The organism is Amycolatopsis sp. WQ 127309 (assembly GCF_023023025.1).
GTDB lineage: Bacteria > Actinomycetota > Actinomycetes > Mycobacteriales > Pseudonocardiaceae > Amycolatopsis.
This window is the reverse complement of record NZ_CP095481.1, coordinates 6698283-6715698: the sequence shown is the minus strand read 5'-3', so window position 1 is coordinate 6715698 and position 17416 is coordinate 6698283. Positions and strand designations below refer to the sequence as shown.

General features: G+C 70.2%; 21 protein-coding genes. 10 read left to right on the top strand and 11 right to left on the bottom strand.

What is annotated here, in order from left to right:
* Nucleotides 1-182 precede the first annotated feature (182 nt).
* The 4 genes from MUY22_RS30560 to MUY22_RS30545 are packed head-to-tail and all read left to right on the top strand — an operon-like array spanning nt 183 to nt 4394.
* Nucleotides 183-1370 carry a CaiB/BaiF CoA-transferase family protein gene (locus tag MUY22_RS30560; protein ID WP_247050316.1) on the top strand — a complete coding sequence of 396 codons (1188 nt, stop codon included), beginning with the start codon at nt 183-185 and terminating at the stop codon, nt 1368-1370.
* Complete coding sequence (locus MUY22_RS30555) at nt 1367-2176, top strand: CoA ester lyase (protein ID WP_247050314.1); 810 nt, start codon at nt 1367-1369, stop codon at nt 2174-2176. The genes MUY22_RS30560 and MUY22_RS30555 overlap by 4 nt, the downstream gene beginning before the upstream one ends.
* Complete coding sequence (locus MUY22_RS30550) at nt 2173-2994, top strand: cyclase family protein (protein WP_247050312.1); 822 nt, start codon at nt 2173-2175, stop codon at nt 2992-2994. The genes MUY22_RS30555 and MUY22_RS30550 overlap by 4 nt, the downstream gene beginning before the upstream one ends.
* Nucleotides 2991-4394, top strand: coding sequence for an MmgE/PrpD family protein (locus MUY22_RS30545; RefSeq protein WP_247050311.1), 1404 nt, complete (start codon nt 2991-2993; stop codon nt 4392-4394). Before MUY22_RS30550 ends, MUY22_RS30545 begins: the two co-directional genes overlap by 4 nt.
* Before the next feature lie 169 nt (nt 4395-4563).
* Here the strand turns inward: MUY22_RS30545 and MUY22_RS30540 are convergent, their stop codons facing one another.
* Together MUY22_RS30540 and MUY22_RS30535 are read right to left on the bottom strand one after the other, a co-directional pair.
* Nucleotides 4564-6345, bottom strand: coding sequence for an AIPR family protein (locus tag MUY22_RS30540; RefSeq protein WP_247050309.1), 1782 nt, complete (start codon nt 6343-6345; stop codon nt 4564-4566).
* A gap of 156 nt (nt 6346-6501) precedes the next feature.
* Nucleotides 6502-7524, bottom strand: a complete 1023-nt coding sequence (locus tag MUY22_RS30535; protein WP_247050307.1) for an LLM class flavin-dependent oxidoreductase — start codon at nt 7522-7524, stop codon at nt 6502-6504.
* Between the two features lie 54 nt (nt 7525-7578).
* Between MUY22_RS30535 and MUY22_RS30530 the strand changes: the two genes are divergently transcribed.
* On the top strand, nt 7579-7971 hold the full coding sequence (locus MUY22_RS30530) for a nuclear transport factor 2 family protein (RefSeq protein WP_247050305.1): 393 nt from the start codon (nt 7579-7581) through the stop codon (nt 7969-7971).
* Here the strand turns inward: MUY22_RS30530 and MUY22_RS30525 are convergent.
* Nucleotides 7924-8544, bottom strand: a complete 621-nt coding sequence (locus MUY22_RS30525) for a helix-turn-helix domain-containing protein (RefSeq protein ID WP_247050303.1) — start codon at nt 8542-8544, stop codon at nt 7924-7926. The two genes, MUY22_RS30530 and MUY22_RS30525, sit on opposite strands and share 48 nt — an antisense overlap.
* A gap of 67 nt (nt 8545-8611) precedes the next feature.
* Here MUY22_RS30525 and MUY22_RS30520 point away from each other — a divergent pair, with 67 nt between their 5' ends.
* The 3 genes from MUY22_RS30520 to MUY22_RS30510 all read left to right on the top strand — a co-directional run bounded on the left by MUY22_RS30520 (nt 8612) and on the right by MUY22_RS30510 (nt 11077).
* Nucleotides 8612-9181: a bifunctional 2-polyprenyl-6-hydroxyphenol methylase/3-demethylubiquinol 3-O-methyltransferase UbiG gene (locus MUY22_RS30520; protein WP_247050301.1), complete on the top strand. Its 570-nt coding sequence runs from the start codon at nt 8612-8614 to the stop codon at nt 9179-9181.
* Complete coding sequence (locus MUY22_RS30515; protein WP_247050299.1) at nt 9178-9636, top strand: DinB family protein; 459 nt, start codon at nt 9178-9180, stop codon at nt 9634-9636. Before MUY22_RS30520 ends, MUY22_RS30515 begins: the two co-directional genes overlap by 4 nt.
* 70 nt (nt 9637-9706) lie before the next feature.
* A complete protein-coding gene (locus MUY22_RS30510; RefSeq protein WP_247050297.1) occupies nt 9707-11077 on the top strand; it encodes an alpha/beta hydrolase in 1371 nt (456 codons plus the stop codon).
* Nucleotides 11078-11081: 4 nt separating this feature from the next.
* Here MUY22_RS30510 and MUY22_RS30505 read toward each other — a convergent pair whose 3' ends face one another.
* A complete protein-coding gene (locus MUY22_RS30505) occupies nt 11082-11447 on the bottom strand; it encodes a MerR family transcriptional regulator (protein ID WP_247050295.1) in 366 nt (121 codons plus the stop codon).
* Between the two features lie 101 nt (nt 11448-11548).
* Between MUY22_RS30505 and MUY22_RS30500 the strand changes: the two genes are divergently transcribed.
* On the top strand, nt 11549-12646 hold the full coding sequence (locus MUY22_RS30500) for an NADH:flavin oxidoreductase (protein ID WP_247050294.1): 1098 nt from the start codon (nt 11549-11551) through the stop codon (nt 12644-12646).
* 87 nt (nt 12647-12733) lie between these two features.
* Here MUY22_RS30500 and MUY22_RS30495 read toward each other — a convergent pair whose 3' ends face one another.
* The 6 genes from MUY22_RS30495 to MUY22_RS30470 all read right to left on the bottom strand — a co-directional run bounded on the left by MUY22_RS30495 (nt 12734) and on the right by MUY22_RS30470 (nt 14918).
* The gene (locus MUY22_RS30495; RefSeq protein ID WP_247050292.1) at nt 12734-12904 is read right to left on the bottom strand and encodes a hypothetical protein; all 171 of its coding nucleotides are present in this window, start codon (nt 12902-12904) and stop codon (nt 12734-12736) included.
* A 74-nt stretch (nt 12905-12978) separates the two neighbouring features.
* A complete protein-coding gene (locus tag MUY22_RS30490) occupies nt 12979-13149 on the bottom strand; it encodes a hypothetical protein (RefSeq protein ID WP_247050290.1) in 171 nt (56 codons plus the stop codon).
* Between the two features lie 25 nt (nt 13150-13174).
* Nucleotides 13175-13345, bottom strand: coding sequence for a hypothetical protein (locus MUY22_RS30485; protein ID WP_247050287.1), 171 nt, complete (start codon nt 13343-13345; stop codon nt 13175-13177).
* A gap of 25 nt (nt 13346-13370) precedes the next feature.
* The gene (locus MUY22_RS30480; RefSeq protein WP_247050285.1) at nt 13371-13619 is read right to left on the bottom strand and encodes a hypothetical protein; all 249 of its coding nucleotides are present in this window, start codon (nt 13617-13619) and stop codon (nt 13371-13373) included.
* A gap of 167 nt (nt 13620-13786) precedes the next feature.
* Entirely contained in the window at nt 13787-14626 is an 840-nt protein-coding gene (locus tag MUY22_RS30475) for an LLM class F420-dependent oxidoreductase (RefSeq protein WP_247050283.1), read from the bottom strand.
* A gap of 37 nt (nt 14627-14663) precedes the next feature.
* Nucleotides 14664-14918 carry a hypothetical protein gene (locus MUY22_RS30470; RefSeq protein WP_247050281.1) on the bottom strand — a complete coding sequence of 85 codons (255 nt, stop codon included), beginning with the start codon at nt 14916-14918 and terminating at the stop codon, nt 14664-14666.
* Nucleotides 14919-14954: 36 nt separating this feature from the next.
* Between MUY22_RS30470 and MUY22_RS30465 the strand changes: the two genes are divergently transcribed.
* The gene (locus tag MUY22_RS30465) at nt 14955-16535 is read left to right on the top strand and encodes an SMI1/KNR4 family protein (protein ID WP_247050279.1); all 1581 of its coding nucleotides are present in this window, start codon (nt 14955-14957) and stop codon (nt 16533-16535) included.
* Between the two features lie 47 nt (nt 16536-16582).
* On the opposite strand, the gene MUY22_RS30460 is transcribed toward MUY22_RS30465, so the two are convergent.
* Nucleotides 16583-17389, bottom strand: a complete 807-nt coding sequence (locus MUY22_RS30460; RefSeq protein ID WP_247050277.1) for a polysaccharide lyase family 7 protein — start codon at nt 17387-17389, stop codon at nt 16583-16585.
* Between the last annotated feature and the right edge of the window lie 27 nt (nt 17390-17416).

The following is a 17416-nucleotide window of genomic DNA, read 5'->3' as shown; positions in this document are numbered from 1 at the left end:
ATCGTGACACCCGGCCCGACGTCAGGTCAACATCTGCGCATAACTTGACGTACGCGCATGATCAGTGCGAACTTGGGGAACACGGAGAGACGTCACCACGAAACACGACGTTCACAGTTGTTCCCCCCGGCGAAACGGGCACCCACTCCCGGGCCGTCGGACGAGAAAGGCAGGTACGCCCCATGACGGGCGCTTTGTCAGGGATCCGGGTGCTCGACACCGCCACCCTGTTCGCCGGCCCGCTGGCCGCGACGCTGCTGGGCGACTTCGGCGCCGAGGTGATCAAGATCGAGCACCCGAAGGGCGACCCGGTCCGCAGCCACGGCGCGCAGCGCGACGGCGTCGGCCTCTGGTGGAAGATGCTCGGCCGCGGCAAGAAGGCGATCACCCTCTACCTCGGCTCCCCCGAGGGCCAGGAGATCTTCAAGAAACTGGTCGCCGACGCCGACGTCGTCGTGGAGAACTTCCGCCCGGGCACGCTGGAGCGCTGGGGCCTCGGGTACGACGTGCTGCGCGAGATCAACCCCGGCCTGGTGCTCACGCGCGTGACCGGGTTCGGCCAGGTCGGCCCGTACGCGAAGCGCCCCGGCTTCGGCACGCTCGCCGAGGCGATGAGCGGGTTCGCCGCGATCACCGGCGAGCCCGACGGCCCGCCGACCCTGCCGCCGTTCGGCCTGGCCGACGGCATCGCCGCGCTGACCACCGCCTACGCCGTGCTGACCGCGCTGCGGGCCCGGGATCAGACGGGCCGCGGGCAGGTCGTCGACCTCGCCATCATCGAGCCCATCCTCACCCTGCTCGGGCCGCAGATCATCGCCTACGACCAGCTCGGCACGCTGCAGCCGCGCACCGGCAACCGGTCCACGAACAACGCGCCGCGCAACACCTACCGCACCCGCGACGGCAGCTGGGTGGCCATCTCCACCAGCGCCCAGTCGATCGCCGAGCGCGTGATGCGGCTGGTCGGGCGCCCGGAGCTGATCGACGAGCCGTGGTTCGCCAGCGGCTCGGAGCGCGCGCAGCACGCCGACCTGCTCGACGACGCCGTCGGCTCGTGGATCGCCGACCGCGACCGCGACGACGTCGTCCAGGCGTTCGAACAGGCCCAGGCCGCCGTCGCGCCGATCTACACCGCCGCCGACGTCATGGCCGACCCGCAGTTCGCCGCGCTGAACAGCATCGCCACCGTCGAGGACGACGAGCTGGGGCCGGTGAAGATGCAGAACGTGCTGTTCCGGCTGTCGGAGACACCCGGGCACCTCACCACGGCCGGGGCGCCGCTCGGCGCGCACACCGCCGAAGTCCTCGGGCGCTACGGCCTGGGCGAGCCGGAACTGGCCGCCCTGCGCGAAAAAGGCGTCATCAAGTGATCCGCAGCTGGCTCTACGTCCCGGGCGACCGGCCGGACCGGATCACGAAGGCTCTGGCCGGCCCGGCGGACGCCGTCATCATCGACATCGAGGACGCCGTCGCCGCGGCCGCGAAGGACGGCGCCCGGCGGAACGCGCTGGCCGCGCTGGGCGACGGCGCGACCGCGTTCGTCCGGATCAACGCGCCGGGCACCGACGCCGGCGAGGCCGACATCGCGGCGCTGGCTCCGCTGGCCCCGGCCGGGGTGCGGGTGCCCAAGTGCGAGGACCCGGGCGAGCTGCGCCGCGTCGCCGACGCGCTCGGCGTGCCGGTGTACCCGGTGCTGGAATCGGCGCTGGGCGTCGAGAACGCGCTGGTCATCGCCACCGCGCACCCGCTCGTCGCCGGGATCTCCCTCGGTGAGGCCGACCTGGCCGCGGACCTGCGCGTCGCCGGCGGGGACGCGCTGACCTGGCCGCGGTCCCGGGTGGTCGTCGCCGCGCGGGCGGCCGGGCTGCCGAGCCCGGTGCAGAGCGTCTGGACCGCTGTGCGCGACCTCGACGGCCTGCGCGCGAGCACCGAAGCCGGGCGGCGGGCCGGGTTCTTCGGACGCTCGGTGATCCACCCAACCCAGATTCCCGTGGTGCACCAGGCTTTCGCGCCCGATCCGGCCGAGACGGCGTGGGCACGCGAGTTGCTCTCGTCGGCCGGCTCGGCCGCCTGGATCGACCACAACGGACAGTTCGTCGACGCCGCGATCGTGGCGCGCGCCCGGTGGGTGCTCGCGCTCGCGGAGGCGGAAGAAAAGGAAGGCCAGCACTCATGACACGACCCCAGGATCCGCTGCTGTCGGCGATCGCCGGCGGGGTCCGGCTGATCGAGCTCGGGCAGCCGTTCTTCACCGGCATGCCCTGCTCGCCGAACCACCCCGGGTTCCGGATGACGCTGATCCGCCGTCACGGCGACATGCGCCGCCCGGACGGCGGGTCGGCCGCCAACGAGATCATCGTGACCGGCGGGCACGTCGGCACCCACATCGACGCGCTCTCGCACGTCAGCCACGACGGCAAGCTCCACGGCGACGTCGATGCGGCCGAAGCCCAGCAAGGCGGCGTGTTCCGCACGCACGGCGCGGAGAACCTGCCCGGCCTGCTGCGGCGCGCGGTGCTGCTGGACGTCGCCGCGGTGCACGACGTCCCCACGCTGGAACCGGGGTACGGCGTCACGGCCGACGACCTGGACGCGGCCGCGAAGCTGGCCGGCACCGAACCCGGCGCCGGCGACGTCGCGCTGATCCGCACCGGCTGGGCGCGGAACTTCGACGACGCGACGACGTACCTGGGCAAGGAGACCGGTGTCCCCGGCGCGACGACGTCGGCGGCGGAGTGGCTGGCGGCACGCGGTGTCGTCGCGACCGGCGCGGACACGACCGCCTACGAGCAGATCCCGGCCGGGGCCGGGCACGCCGTGCTGCCGGTGCACCGGATCCTGCTCGTGGAGTCGGGCATCTTCATCCTGGAGCACCTGAACCTGGAGGCCGTCGCGGCCGAAGGCCTTCACGAGTTCGTGTTCGTGCTGGCGCCGCTGCGGATCGTCGGCGGCACCGGCTCCCCCGTGCGTCCCCTCGCGGCGGTGACGGCGTGAGCGCGACGATCGTCCAGCAGCTGGCCGCGTTCGCGACGTCGGTGCGGGCCAAGGGCCTGCCGCCGGAGCTGCGGGACGACGCCGCGCGGCGCGTCCTCGACGTCCTCGGCAACAGCCTGGCCGCGACGTCGGAGCGTCCCGCGGCGGCCGTCGGCGCGCTGGTCAGGGAGTGGGGCGGCACCGGCCGGGCGACGGCGATCGGCACCGGCGACCGGCTGCCGGAACCGAGCGCGGCGCTGCTGAACGGCACCCTCGCGCACTCGCTCGACTTCGACGACACGCACCTGCCGTCGGTGCTGCACCCGTCGGCGACGGTGGTGCCGGCCGCGCTGGCCGTCGCGGAGTCCCGCGGGGCGACCGGAGCCCAGCTGCTCGACGCGATCGGCGTCGGCGTCGAGATCACGGTCCGGCTCGGGATGGCGGGCTACGACGAGGAACTGGGCAACTCCGTCTTCTTCGAACGCGGCCTGCACGCGACGGCGATCTGCGGTGCCCTCGGCGCGGCGGCGGCCGCGGCGATGCTGTCCGATGTGGACGCTTCTGGCATTGCCGACGCGCTTGGCATCGCGGCCAGCATGGGCTCGGGCCTGCTGGAGGCGAACCGCACGGGCGGCACGGTGAAACGCATCCACTGCGGCTGGGCCGCCCACGGCGCCGTGACGGCGGCCGGCATGGCCCGTCACGGCATCACCGGCCCGCCGACCGTCCTCGAAGGACGGTTCGGCCTGCTGCAGGCGTTCTGCGGCGACCAGTCCGATGTGGACGCGATCGTCGACGGCCTCGGCGAGCGCTGGGAGCTGCCGGGGATCTTCTTCAAGCCGTACCCCTGCAACCACTTCACCCACGCGGGCATCGACGCGGCCCGGCGCCTGCGTTCGCTGGGTGTCGACCCGGCGGAGATCGTCGCTCTGGAGCTGGGCGCGCCGACGTCGGTGCTGCGCACGATCGCCGAGCCGCGCGCGGACAAGATCCGCCCGAAGTCGGGTTACCACGCGGCGTTCTCGGGCCCGTACACGGTCGCGGCGGGCCTGCTGGGCGGCGGCGGCCTGGGCGTCTTCCACGACGACTTCACCGACGAGGCCGCGGCGGATCCGGCGCGCCTGGCCCTGGCGGCGAAGGTGACGTGCGTCCCGGACGCGAGGTGCGACGAGATCTTCCCCCACCAGTTCCCGGCGGTCCTCCGGGTACGCCTGCGCGACGGCCGTGAGCTGGAGGAGCGGGTCGACGCCAACCGCGGCGGCCCGCAAAACCCGCTGTCGGCGGAAGAGCTGGCCACGAAGTTCCGCCTGAACGCGGCCCGAGTGCTCCCCACAGAGGTCAGCACGCGCGTCACCGAACTGACGTACGGCCTGGCCGAGCTGGCCGACCTCGGCGAGCTGACCGCACTCCTGCGCACCTGACGGTCGTGAGTGTTCAGGGCGGTTCTAACCGCCCTGAACACTCACGACGGGTCTGGGTCAGCGCCAGCCGAGCGCCGGGGCCACGTGAGTGAGGATGCTCTCCAGCACGTGGGCGTTGCACTGCGCACTAAGCAGCAGCAACACCTCTCTCCAACCTACCCGGCAGCAGTTAGTTCTTGTTAAGCGCCTTCACCTTCTGCAAGAGAGCTTCCTGGCTCTTCCTGCTCCGCACGTCGTCTTTCCGGAGGCTCCGACCTTCGGAGAGCACGGTCCGGAACAGATCGGCCGTAAGCTCCGCAGCCAATGCAATCGCACCTTCGATCTCATCAGAAAACTTCTTCTCGACCACTCGAAAGCTAAGCCTCTTCGGCCTCGCCAGCCTACTGGCCACAGCATCGATGTCTCCCGCCTCAAATAGCGGAATAAGTTCCGGGTTTACGAGCGCCGAAGCCATCATCGAAAGATGATACTTGGCAGCCTTCAACGTCGTCGACTCCGGAGTTCGAGCAAAGTACCTATCAATACGATAGATGATCCATGCTGCATAATAGTAGGTCTCTTCAGGACGCTCCCCCCATACAAATGCGTCCTCAACCTCAAGATCCTTCGGCGATCCGATAGCACGTGACGACTCCCCGAAAAGCGTAGCCGCGACAGCGCGATTCAATTCAGGTGTTGTCACCACACGCGTTCGAGCGAATTCAAGTGCCGCACCACGATTCTGACGTTCATAACGCAGCCCGTCCGCGCCCGACTGAGCAAAGTACTCTTCAACATTCTTCGCCACCTGCGAGCTGGCCTGTATATCCGAAGACCCGATCGCGGTCTGAAGGTTAGTCGCAATCGAAACGCTCGTTCGAACACCCGAATCGTTCGAACTCACAATCTTGACGGGAACCCACAGATCCAACATCAACTGAGGGAAATTCTTCACCTCTTCAGTTTCAGCCCACCGGATAAGCTGATGGCTCGTCTGCCCGCCGTTGACAATCTGATAGCCCGAGATGAAAAATCTGTCCCCGAGTCCACGGAGTTCGGTCGCAATGATCGTCAAACCATTGTTCAAAAAGGGAAAGTGCTCACGCTCCGCCGACCGCAGAGTCCCCATAATTCGACTATTGACTGAGTTTTGAGCACCGAGATCGAGGCGAACATTGTCGTCGAATATGCCAGAACGGACATCGCCGGAGTCATCCTTGAGAAGTTTCAAGAGTTCACTTGCGGACACCAACCCTATATAAGCTTCACTCACCCTGTCCGTTGCCGGGATTGTTTGACGCTTCTCGAAGTTGAATTGAACGTTCTGAGGCCCGTGGCGTTCCTTTTGTTTGGCGGCGAGTTCCTCGTACCCATGAGTGCGGAGCTTGAAATCTTCAGAGTAGGCCCCAATCTCTCGAATACGCCCTATCGCCTCCGTGACCTGAAGTTCAGCTTGTGCACTCCTACCGTCGTTGGAACTGGTCGTGACATAGTAAAGCTCGCATGGAATTCGACTATCCTGAAACTTGTCACCACTCTCGGCGATTCGGTCAATCAGGATTGCCACGTCAACCAATCGCGGAGGAAGTTTTAAACTCTTGGGCTTCATCGCATACTTTGTCACGGCCTCGACGCCATGCAGGAACTTCGCGATCAGTTTCGAATCATATGACTCACTCGTCTTCGCTTGGATGAAGATCACTTTCGCGGAGTTCGCCCCCTGCTCCGCGATGAGTTCGTCAATCTCTTCTGGCTCAAAGACGATCCTGCCGTTGACAACTACCGCGGCGATGTCGATACCCTCATCGCTACCACCGCCGAGAACTGAACGCTCAATCAGTTCCACGTCGTCGCCCACGTACTGGAACAGGTAGTTTGCCGCGACGTATCGTTCGAACTGCTCAGCCTCGGTTCCGCCGAAGCCGAAGTTTCGCGAGAACTTCACGACGCGCTTGCTTGTGAGGGTGTGCATCTACTCTCTTCCTCAAAGGCCGGCGGGGAAGCGGTTCAGCTCGAACCACTCGGCAGGGCCAAGGTGCACCCGACCTTGACCCTACCGTGACCGCAACCGGTTAGAGGTACATCAATCGATGAACGCCACCGGCGCCGTCCAACCTGCAGCGCGTGCTCAGCGCCAGCCGAGCGCCGGGGCCACGTGGGTCAGGATGCTTTCCAGCACGTGGGCGTTGTAGTCGACGCCGAGCTGGTTCGGGATGGTCAGCAGCAGCGTGTCCGCGGCCTGGACGGCTTCGTCCTCCTTCAGCTCGCGGATCAGCTCGTCCGGCTCGGCGGCGTACGAGCGGCCGAAGATCGCGCGGGTGTTCTCGTCGATCATGCCGACCTGGTCACGGGAGTTCCGGTCACGGCCGAAGTAGGCGCGGTCCAGGTCGTTCGTCAGCGCGAAGATGCTGCGGCTGACCGACACCCGCGGCTCCCGCGCGTGGCCGGCTTCCTTCCACGCTTCGCGGTAGACCTCGATCTGCTTGCGCTGCTGGACGTGCAGCGGCTCGCCCGTCTCATCGTCCTTCAGCGTGGAGCTCTGCAGGTTCATGCCCAGCTTCGCGGCCCAGACGGCCGTCGCGTTGGAGCTCGAGCCCCACCAGATGCGCTCGCGCAGGCCCTCGGAGTGCGGCTCGAGCCGCAGCAGGCCCGGCGGGTTGGCGAACATCGGGCGCGGGTTCGGCTGCGCGAACCCCTCGCCTTCGAGCAGCTTGAGGAAGACCTCGACGCGCTCCCGGGCCATGTCGGCTTCGGTCTCGCCCTCGGCCGGGGCGTAGCCGAAGTAGCGCCAGCCCTCGATCACCTGCTCGGGGGATCCCCGGCTCACGCCGAGCTGCAGCCGGCCGCGCGAGATGAGGTCGGCCGCGCCGGCGTCCTCGACCATGTACAGCGGGTTCTCGTAGCGCATGTCGATCACGCCGGTGCCGATCTCGATCTTCGACGTCCGCGCGCCGATCGCCGAGAGCAGCGGGAACGGGCTGCCCGCCTGCCGCGCGAAGTGGTGCACGCGGAAGTACGCGCCGTCGACGCCCAGCTCCTCGGCCGCGACCGCCAGGTCGATCGACTGGTGCAGGAAGTCGGCGGCCGACCGGGTCTCGGAGTGCGCGCTCGCCGACCAGTGGCCGAACGAGAGGAAACCAATCTTCTTCACGCACGTCCCAGCGTCCGGGGGCCCGGTTTGATTCCCCCGGGTAACCTGCGTCGCATGACTCGTGACGCCGAGACCCGCGCCCGGATCGAGGAGCACTGGACGGCCTCCGAGCACGGGGACGTCGACACCGAGCACGCGATCTACGCCGTCGACGCGGTCCTGGACTACCCCCAGTCCGGCGAGCGTTTCCGGGGCCGCGCCAAGATCCAGGCGCAACGCGGCGGCCACCCGGCCGAACGGCACTTCGCCATCGGCCGGATCTCCGGTGGCGGCGACTTCTGGGTGAGCGAGTGCGTGATCACCTACGACGGCGCGGCCACCCATTCGGTGAGCGTCATGGAGTTCACCGACGGGTTCGTGACGCACGAGACCCAGTACTTCGCCGACCCGTTCCCGGCGTCACCCGCCCGGGCCGAGCTGGCCGAGCCCATCCCGGGCCGCGGCTGACGAACGGGCCCGGACGTGGGCGCGTTCGCCCTGCGGTCCGAACAGGACGAGGGTCTCGACGGCCCGGCCGTCGGCCGAGCCGAGCCAGTGCGGCAGCGCCGTGTCGAACTCGGCGGCCTCGCCGGCGGGCAGGACCAGGTCGCGGTCGCCGAGCACCAGCCGCAGCCGGCCGTCGAGGACGTAGACCCACTCGTAGCCGCCGTGCGTCTGCGGTGCCGGCTCGGCGGGTTCGCCGCGAGCCGGGATGAGCATCTTGAACGCCTGCAGCCCGCCGGCCCGGCGGGTCAGCGGCACGAACGTCATGCCGTGGCGGCGGATCGGCCGCAGGTGGATCCGCGGGTCGCCGGTGCGGGGCGCGCCGACCAGGTCGTCCAGCGGGACGCCGTAGGTGCGCGCCAGCGGCAGGAGCAGCTCCAGGGTGGGCCGGCGGCCGCCGCTTTCCAGCCGGGACAACGTGCTCTCCGAGATCCCGGTCGCCGCCGTCAGGTCGGCCAGGGTGAACCCGCGTTGCCGGCGCAGCACCCGCAGCCGCGGGCCGACCGCGTCCAGGACCTCGTCGTCGATGTCGGCCATGATCGCCATCTTGCCGGAACGGCAAGTTTTCGTGCTCCCGGCGGTACCGCCGGGTGACGGTGGTGGCATGAACGTACGTTTCTGGGACGACCACTACCGGACCCCGCAGGCGGACCGGGTGAACCCGCTGCTCGCCGAGATCGCCGGCTCGCTGCCCACCGGTGACGCGCTGGACCTGGGCTGCGGCGCCGGCGGCGACACGCTCTGGCTGGCCCGCCGGGGGTGGCGGGTGACGGCCGTCGACCTGTCCGGCGTCGCCGTCGAATCCCTGCGGGACCGGGCCGAAGGCCTGCCCGTGACGGCGGTGCGCGTCGACCTGGCCGACGCGTTCCCCGAGGGCACTTTCGACCTCGTTTCCGCGCAGTACCTGCACACGCCGTTCCCGCTGCCGCGTGAGCGGGTGCTGCGCCGGGCCGCCGAAGCGCTGCGGCCCGGCGGACGGCTGCTGGTCGTCGACCACGGGTCCGCCGCGCCGTGGTCGTGGAGCCGTGAGGCGGGCGTCCGGACCACGCTCGACCTCGACCCGGCGCGGTGGGCGGTCGAGCGCGCGGACAGTCCCGAGCGCCTGGCGACCGGGCCCGCCGGCGAGACCGCGACCGTCACCGACCACGTGCTGCTCGTCCGGCGGACGCGATGACGCGCGACGCCGGGCCACCGGCCACCGGGGCCGCGGAAGTCCAGGTGCTGGTGGGTTTCCTCGACTACCTGCGCGCCGCCGTCGCCGCCAAGGCCGAGGGCGTGCCCGAGCCGCAGGTCCGCTCCCCCGGCGTCGCGTCGGGCACGAACCTGCTCGGCCTGGTCAAGCACCTCACGCACGTCGAGGCCCACTGGCTGCTCGGCGTCGCCGTCACGAACTGGCCGGCGACCTTCCGGCCGAAGCCGGCCGAAACCGCCGAGGAGATCCTCGCCGCCTACCGCGCGACCACGGCACGGGCGAACGCGGTGATCGCCGGCTGGGACGACCTCGGTGCGCCGGGGCCGCGCCGCGCGTCACGGCGCTGGACGTTGACCCATCTGGTCGAAGAGACCGCCCGCCACGCAGGGCACGCGGACATCCTCCGGGAACTCACCGACGGCACGACCGGCCGGTGAGCCTTGTGGCCCGGACCACACCACCCCTACGGTCGGAAACTCACCGGCAACACTGGAGGGTCCCGTGCGGGTGTTCGGCGCAGTCCTGATGGTGAGCGCGCTCCTGCTGTCCGGGGCCGCCACGGCGGACGCGAGCCCGTCACCGATCACCTGGGGCGCCTGCCCCGACGACCCGGACAGCCCCACGCCACCGGACGGCGAGTGCGGCACGCTGCGGGTGCCGCTGGACTGGAACCGGCCCCACGGCCCGTCGATCGACCTCGCGGTGGCCCGGCACCGGGCCACCGACCCGGCGCACCGGATCGGGGTGCTGCTGGCCGACGCCGGTGGTCCCGGTTCGTCGGGCGCGGAGTTCGCGCTGTCGGCCGGCTACTTCGGCCCCGAGGTCCGGGCCCGGTTCGACACCGTGGGCCTCGACCTGCGGGGCACCGGCCGCAGCTCGTTCATCCGGTGCGAGGACCCGGCCGCCCCGCCGGGTGACGAGCCCGCGAACCGGGCGGAGTTCGACGCCCTGCGCCGGTACAACCGGCAGGTGACCGCCGACTGCCGCGCCGCCAACCTGCCGGTCTTCGACCACGCCGACACCGCCGTCAACGCCCAGGACCTGGACGCCCTCCGCCGCGCACTCGGCGAGGACAAGATCAGCTTCCACGGCATCTCCTACGGCACGCTGCTCGGCCAGCAGTACGCCGAGAAGTACGGCGAACACGTCCGCGCGCTGGTCCTGGACAGCTCCATCGACCACAGCGTCGACCTCCGGCACTTCGCGGGCGACCGGGCCGCCGCGGCGGACGAGCTGTTCGGGCAGTTCGCCGCGTGGTGCGAGCGGACGCCGGACTGCGCGCTGCACGGCCAGGACGTCCGGGCGACCTGGGAACGGGCCTTCGCCGCCGCCGGAACGGAAGTGCGCGACCGGGTGTTCGCGGACATGCGCGGCCCGGACTGGGCCGACGCGGCGCAGGTGATCGCCGACGCCGCCGCCGGCCAGGCACCGGTGACGGCTCGGTTCGAGTACAACTACCGGTTCCTGCGCCTGGCCGTCGTGTGCCAGGACTTCGACCTGCGGATCCGGGATTTCGGGCAGTACACGGCGATGCGTGCCGAAGAGCTGCGCCGGGGGCCGATCATGCGCGGCAGCCTGACGAGCCACGAAGAGGCGACCGCGTGCCTCGGCGTCCCCGGCCCGCCCGCGAACCCGCCGCACCGGCTGGACCTCGCGCGGGCGCCCCGGGTCCTGCTGCTGAACGCCCGCTACGACCCGGCGACGCCGTACGCTTGGGCCCGCGACATCCACCGCCAAGCGCCGGCGAACACCACGCTGGTGACCTACGAAGGCTCGGGCCACGGCGTCTACCCGCGCAACACCTGCACTCGGTCGGTGACGGACGACTACCTGCTGACGCTGAAGGCGCCGCGGCACGACGTCAGCTGCCCGGCCTGATCGGTCACTCCGGGCGGCAGGCGTGGTCGCACGGCGCCTCGGCGTTCGCGATGACGGTGTCGAGCTTGTCCCGGGCCCGCGCCAGCTCGGTCAGCTGCCGGTCGATGCGCTCCCGTTCGGCGACGAGCATGGCGAGCGCCTCGGGCGTCGTCTTCCCGGTCTCGACGCACGGCAGGATCGTGAGGATCGACTTGCTGGACAGCCCCGCGGCGTAGAACTGCTGGATCAGCCAGACCAGGTCGGCCCCGCGGTCGGAGTAGTGGCGGTGGCCGCCGGAGCTGCGTTCCGGCACGAGCAGGCCCTGCTCCTCGTAGTACCGCAAGGCCCGGACGCTCACGCCCGCCTTCGCGGCCAGTTCCCCGATCCGCATCGCCGTTCCCTCCCGGAGTGATCTGTCGCACTCGACGTTGAACCTCACGTCCACGTGAGGTTCTAGCGTAACAGGGAACCTCACGAAGGAGAGCGATTCCTGTGACGCACACCCTGTCCCGCCCGCTCGTGCTCGGCGACCTCACCGTCCCGAACCGCGTCGCGATGGCGCCGATGACCCGCGCGCAGTCACCCGGCGGCGTACCGACCGAGCAGCTCGCCGCCTACTACGCCCGGCGCGCGGCCGGCGGCACCGGGCTGATCATCACCGAAGCCAGCTACGTCGGGCACCCGTCGTCCGGCGAGCACGACCAGGTGTCACGCCTCTACGGCGACGCGGCCCTGGCCGGCTGGACCCGGGTCGTCGACGCCGTCCACCAGGCCGGCGGCGTGATCTTTCCGCAGCTCCAGCACGTCGGGATGACCCGCAAGGGGGCCGCGGTGCCGCACCCGGACGCTCCCGCGATCGGCCCGTCCGGCGTGCCCGTGTCCGGGGACGGCAGCCCCGGCGAGCCGGGCCGGACGATGACGCGGGGCGACATCGACGACGTCGTCCGGGCGTTCGCCGAGGCCGCCGTCACCGCCGAACGGCTCGGCTTCGACGGCGTCGAACTGCACGGCGCCCACGGCTACCTGATCGACCAGTTCCTCTGGTCGGGCACCAACCACCGCACCGACGCCTACGGCGGCGACCTGCGCGCCCGGACCCGGTTCGCCGCCGAGGTCGTCGGCGAGATCCGCCGCGCGGTGTCCCCCGGTTTCCCGATCGTCGTGCGGCTGTCCCAGTGGAAGATGAACGACTTCACCGCCCGGATCGCCGAGAGCCCCGAGGAGTTCGGCGTCATCCTCGGCGCGCTGGCCGACGCGGGAGCGGACGCCTTCCACGCGTCGACCCGCCGCTACTGGCAGCCGGCCTTCGACGGCTCCGACCTCAACCTCGCGGGCTGGGCCAAGAAGCTGACCGGCAAACCGGCCATCACGGTCGGCTCGATCGGCCTGGACACCGAGTTCACGTCGAGCGCCTCGGCGTCCCCGACCGGCATCAAGGACGTCCTGCACCGCTTGGAGGCCGACGAGTTCGACATGATCGCCGTCGGCCGCCCGTTGCTGGGGGACCCGGAGTGGGCGACGAAGATCGTGACCGGCCGCGAGGAGGCCATCACGCCGTTCTCGCCGGCGGCGCTGGGCGTGCTGCACTAGCCGACGCAGGTTGTTTCGCGGACGCTGCCGCTGCCGAGCGCCCGGCTCCGCGCGCTCGGGTTCGGTCGCCGAGCCGGGCGTGCTGCATCAGCCGACAGGCGCCCCGATGGTGGTGAAGGTGTTGAGCGTGCCGAGCCCGTCCTTCCGGCCGCGGCGGCCGGTGAGCGCTTGGTTGCGCGCGTCCGGGTTCGGTGCCGCCGAGGTGATCATCGGCGGGCCGATCGGGTCCTCGGTCTCCGAGAACGTGTTCTCGTGCATGGTGTTCTCCCCTTCGAAGTGACCTTCAGGAACGCCTCGGACACGGGCGGCCCCGCGGCGTCGAGCGTGCGGCGCTAGTCGGCGCGCAGGCTGATGGTCGGCCAGGTGGTGAGTGTGCCGAGCCCGTCGTTGCGGGTCCGCCAACCGGCGAGCGCCTGGTTGCGGGCGTCCGCGTTCGGCCCCACTGGGCCGATCACCGGCGGGCCGACCGGGTCCTCGGTCTCCGTGACTGCGTTCTCGTGCATGACGTCTCGCCTTCTCGGCCGATGCTCAGTCGGTGCGCACGCTGATGGTGGTGGTTTGGATGAGCGTGCCGAGGCCGTCCTTGCGAACCCGGCGGCCGGTGAGGGCCTGGTTGCGCGCATCCGCGCTGGGCAGCCCCGAGGTGATCATCGGCGGGCCGATCGGGTCTTCGAACTCCGGGACCGTGTTCTCGTGCATGACGTCTCGCCTTCTCGGCCGATGCTCAGTCGGTGCGCACGCTGACGGTGGTGGTGGTGATGATGAGCGTGCCGAGGCCGTCCTTCCGGCCGCGGCGGCCGGTGAGGGCCTGGTTGCGCGCATCCGCGCCGGGCAGCCCCGAGTTGATCATCGGCGGGCCGATCGAGTCTTCGAACTCCGGGACCGTGTTCTCGTGCATGACGTCCTGCCCTTCCGGGGTCGCGATCAGGAACGTCTCGCACACGCCTGCGGGCCGCGGGCGGTTGAGCCGCACAGCAAGGCCGCACCCGGATGGCGTAAACGCGGGTCGGCGCGCCGAGGGGGAGGGAGCGCGCCGACCCGCGGGCACGACGCTACCGAGTACCGGCGCCGTCCGCGCGCTGTTCGGCCAATTTCGTGGTCCGGAGCCGCTTCGGCTCCTTGTTCGGGAAGTGGATCAGGTCAGCGCAGCGGCTCGAGCGCCTTCGCCAGCGGCTCGAGCACGGCCGGGGTGTGCGGCGGCGGCAGGTAGACGATCGCCAGGTCGAGGCCGGCTTCGCCGAGCGCTTCGGCTTCGGCGGCGACCTTGGCGTAGTCGGCGTCCGGGCCGAGCCGGACGTGCGAGGACAGCGTGATCTCGCCCGGGTCGCGGCCGATGTCCGCGCAGTGGCGGTGCAGCACCTCGCGCTTGTGGGCGAACTCTTCGGGCGTGCCGCCGACGAAGTTCCAGTGCTGGGCGTACTTCGCGGCGGTGCGCAGGGTGCGCTTCTCGCCGCTGCCGCCGATGCAGATGGGCGGGTGCGGCCGCTGCACGCCCTTCGGCTCGTTGCGCGCGTCGGTCAGCTGGTAGTACTGCCCCTGGAACGTCGTGGTCTCCTGGGTCAGCAGCCCGACGAGCACCTCGCAGCCCTCCTCGAACCGGTCGCTGCGCTCCTTGACCGTGCCGAGCTCCATGCCGTACGCGCCGGACTCCTCCTCGTTCCAGCCCGCGCCGATGCCGATCTCCAGCCGGCCGCCGGAGACGATGTCGAGCGTCGCGGCCATGTTCGCGAGCAGCGCGGGGTGGCGGTAGTGGATCCCGCTGACCAGCGTGCCCAGCCGCAGCCGCTTCGTCGCCTGCGCGAGCGCGGTGAGCGTGACCCACCCTTCCAGGCACGGACCGGTCGAATCGGAGAAAATGGGATAGAAGTGGTCGAACGTCCAGCCGGACTCGAACAGCTCGATCTCATCGGCGGCCTGCCACACGGCGAGCATGTCCGCCCAGACGGTGTTCTGGGGCGAGGTCTTGATGGCGAATCGCATGATCACGAGCGTAACCCTGGAGTTCCTCCAGGGCGGGTCATCGCGGGCGGTCACAGCCGATGCAGCGGTAGCCGTGCCCGATGAACGCCAGGATCCCCGCGACGACGATGCCACCGACGGCCCAGACCCCGGCCTCGAAGACGTGGGCAGGATGCGGGACACCGCCGTGCGCCGCGGCGAGCACACCGCTGCCGATGACGGCTTTCGCAATGGCTCCTTCGTCGCTGTCGCCAGTGCCGGATTGCGGAGCCACGGAAACGGCGGTTGATACACCGGCGTCAGACCAGGTCACGGCTTTTTGTCGGACCCCGTCGCTAGGCTCCGTCGCGTGACGACGGGGGACGCCGGGTACGGCGACATCGCGAAGGACATGGCCGCGGCGCTGCGTGCGGGCGCGGGTGAGCTGTGGTCGGCTGCCATCCTGCAGCTGCGCCACACGGGTGGCTCGGTTTCGTGCACCGCGTGGAGTGATGTGCGGGAGAGCCTGCGCGTCGACTACACGTCGATCGCGCGGCGGCTGTTCGAACGGCCACCGGCGGTGCTGGAGGTCAGACTGGCCGCCGGCGGCGAGTACGTCTTCACGGCGCGGCCGGACATCGCGGCCGTGTCGCCCGGGCGGCTGGTGTTCGACGAGGCGTTCCGCTACCCCGGGCACCCCCTGCCCGGCCTGCCCCGGCCCGCGGTGCCGACCGGAGCGCCGACGGACCCGGCGGTGCTCGCCGAGGTCACCCGGCTCGCCGGGGAGTTCGCCGAGCTGTACGCCGGGATCAAGGGCACTCCCCCGCCGTGGCCGCCCGGGCGCACCGAGGCGGACCTGGCCGCCGCCGAGGCGCGGATCGGCGTCCGGCTGCCCGAAGACCTGCGCGCGCTGTACCTGCTGGCGGACGGCGACCCGGACGAGACCGGGCTGCTGAGCCCGTACTCCTACGACTCCCTCGACCAGCTCGTCGGCAACTACACCGAAGGTGATCCGGGTTCGTACGGCTGGGAAGACGACGTGGAGGACGACGGCGTCGTGTTCGAGACGGTACCGTTCGGCCGGGTGAAACGCCTGTCCCGCAACGACTCGTGGGTCACCTTCGGCGGCGACCGCGCGATGAACTACCTCGCGGTCGACCTCGACCCGGCCGAGCGGGGCCACGCCGGCCAGGTCCTCGAGTACGGCCGGGACATCTACGGCCCGCTGCGGTACGTGTCGGCGTCGCTCACCGCGATGCTCACCGAGGTCGTGGAGACGCTGCGGGCCGGGAAGTACGAGGATCCGGGTGAGCAGTACCTGTTCGCCGAAACCAGCCTCCGCGACGGCGGGGAACGCTCCTACAGCGAGGTCATCTCCAGGGCGTCGGAGCTGAGCCTGCCCGCGGTGGTGGCCGGGCTGCGCGATCCGGAGCTGGTCCAGGAGGTCTACCTCAACGACCCCGCCGACACCGACCTCGCGGTGTTCGAGCCGCTGACGTCGCTGCGAATGCTCAAGGTCAACCGCGCGGCGGCGGTGACCCCGTCGATCGGCGGGCTCGGGGCCCTGGAGTCGCTGCGGATCAGCGGCGGCCGCGTCGACCTCGGTGTCCTGGCCGGGCACCCGGTGCTGTGGGACCTCCAGCTGGCGGAGATCCGGTTGCCGCTCGACCTCGCGGTGCTGACCACCCTGCCCCGCCTGACCCGGCTCAACCTGTCCGGCTCGGCGGTGCCGGACCTGGGCCAGGTCTGCGACCTGCCGGAGTTGCGCGTGCTCAAACTGGACGGCGACCAGGTGCGCCGCCTGCTCGACGCGGGCCGCCCGCTGCCCCGGCTCGCCGCGCTGCTCGTCACCGGCCGCACGACGCTGCCGGAGATGGCCGAACTGCGCGAAGCCTTCGGTGGCGGCGACTCGACGGGAGAAGTCATCGAGATCTCCGCCGTCCTGTCCTGAGTGGACGGACACCTGCCGGTGCCCGCCCACCCGGGGAACAGAGCCGATCAGCTGTGCGACACGGTCAGCCCGTAGAAGGCGACCTTCGCACCCTTCGTCGTGCTGTCCGAAGAGGACTGGTTGTAGGAACCGGCCTTGAAGTACTGCTTGTACGCCTTGAACGACGACGGGATGCTGTAGTGCGTGGTGCTACCGTTCACCGTCAGGTCGATCGTGTTGCCGCCGGAGATGCCGATCGTGTAGGTCCACGTCTTGCCGATGGCCACGTGACCGACGGTGTGCGCGGTCTGGCCGCCGTCGGGCGAGTTCTCCGTGCCCAGCACGATGTCGCCGTTCGAGTGGTAGTACAGCTCGAGCAGCGGCTTCGTCGACGAACCACCGGTGCCGAGGTGGACCTGGCCGACGCAGACGTTGGACGTCACCGACACCACGCGCAGGGTGGCGCTCAGCTTGTGCGACCCGCTCAACGACCAGTTCGCCGCGGAGCCGCTCTTGTTCATCTCACGCAGCTCGGATCGCGCGTAATTCGAGTTGGGTGTGGTGACGCCTTTTTCCGGCGCCCAGAATGTCATCGCGCCATCGCGCGTGTCGGTGTAGAAGTAGGAGTCCTGGAATCCGTTCGAGCCCTGCAGCCGGGACGACGAGATCGTCGTCGGCGAACCCGGTGAACCCACCGGCTCCTGCAGCTGCCAGGTCGAGAGGTCGAAGTTGCCACCGGGGGCAACTCCCGGGTTGGCCATGGGGGCCAACGCGATTCCGCTGACTTCGGCACTGGGGAATGCCTCGGCGGAAATCGCGGTCCCGGCCAGCAATGCCGGGATCGCGAGAAAGGTGAGCATAGCGCGCACACGCATGGTGGCGTCCTTTCACGGCGAGCAGCG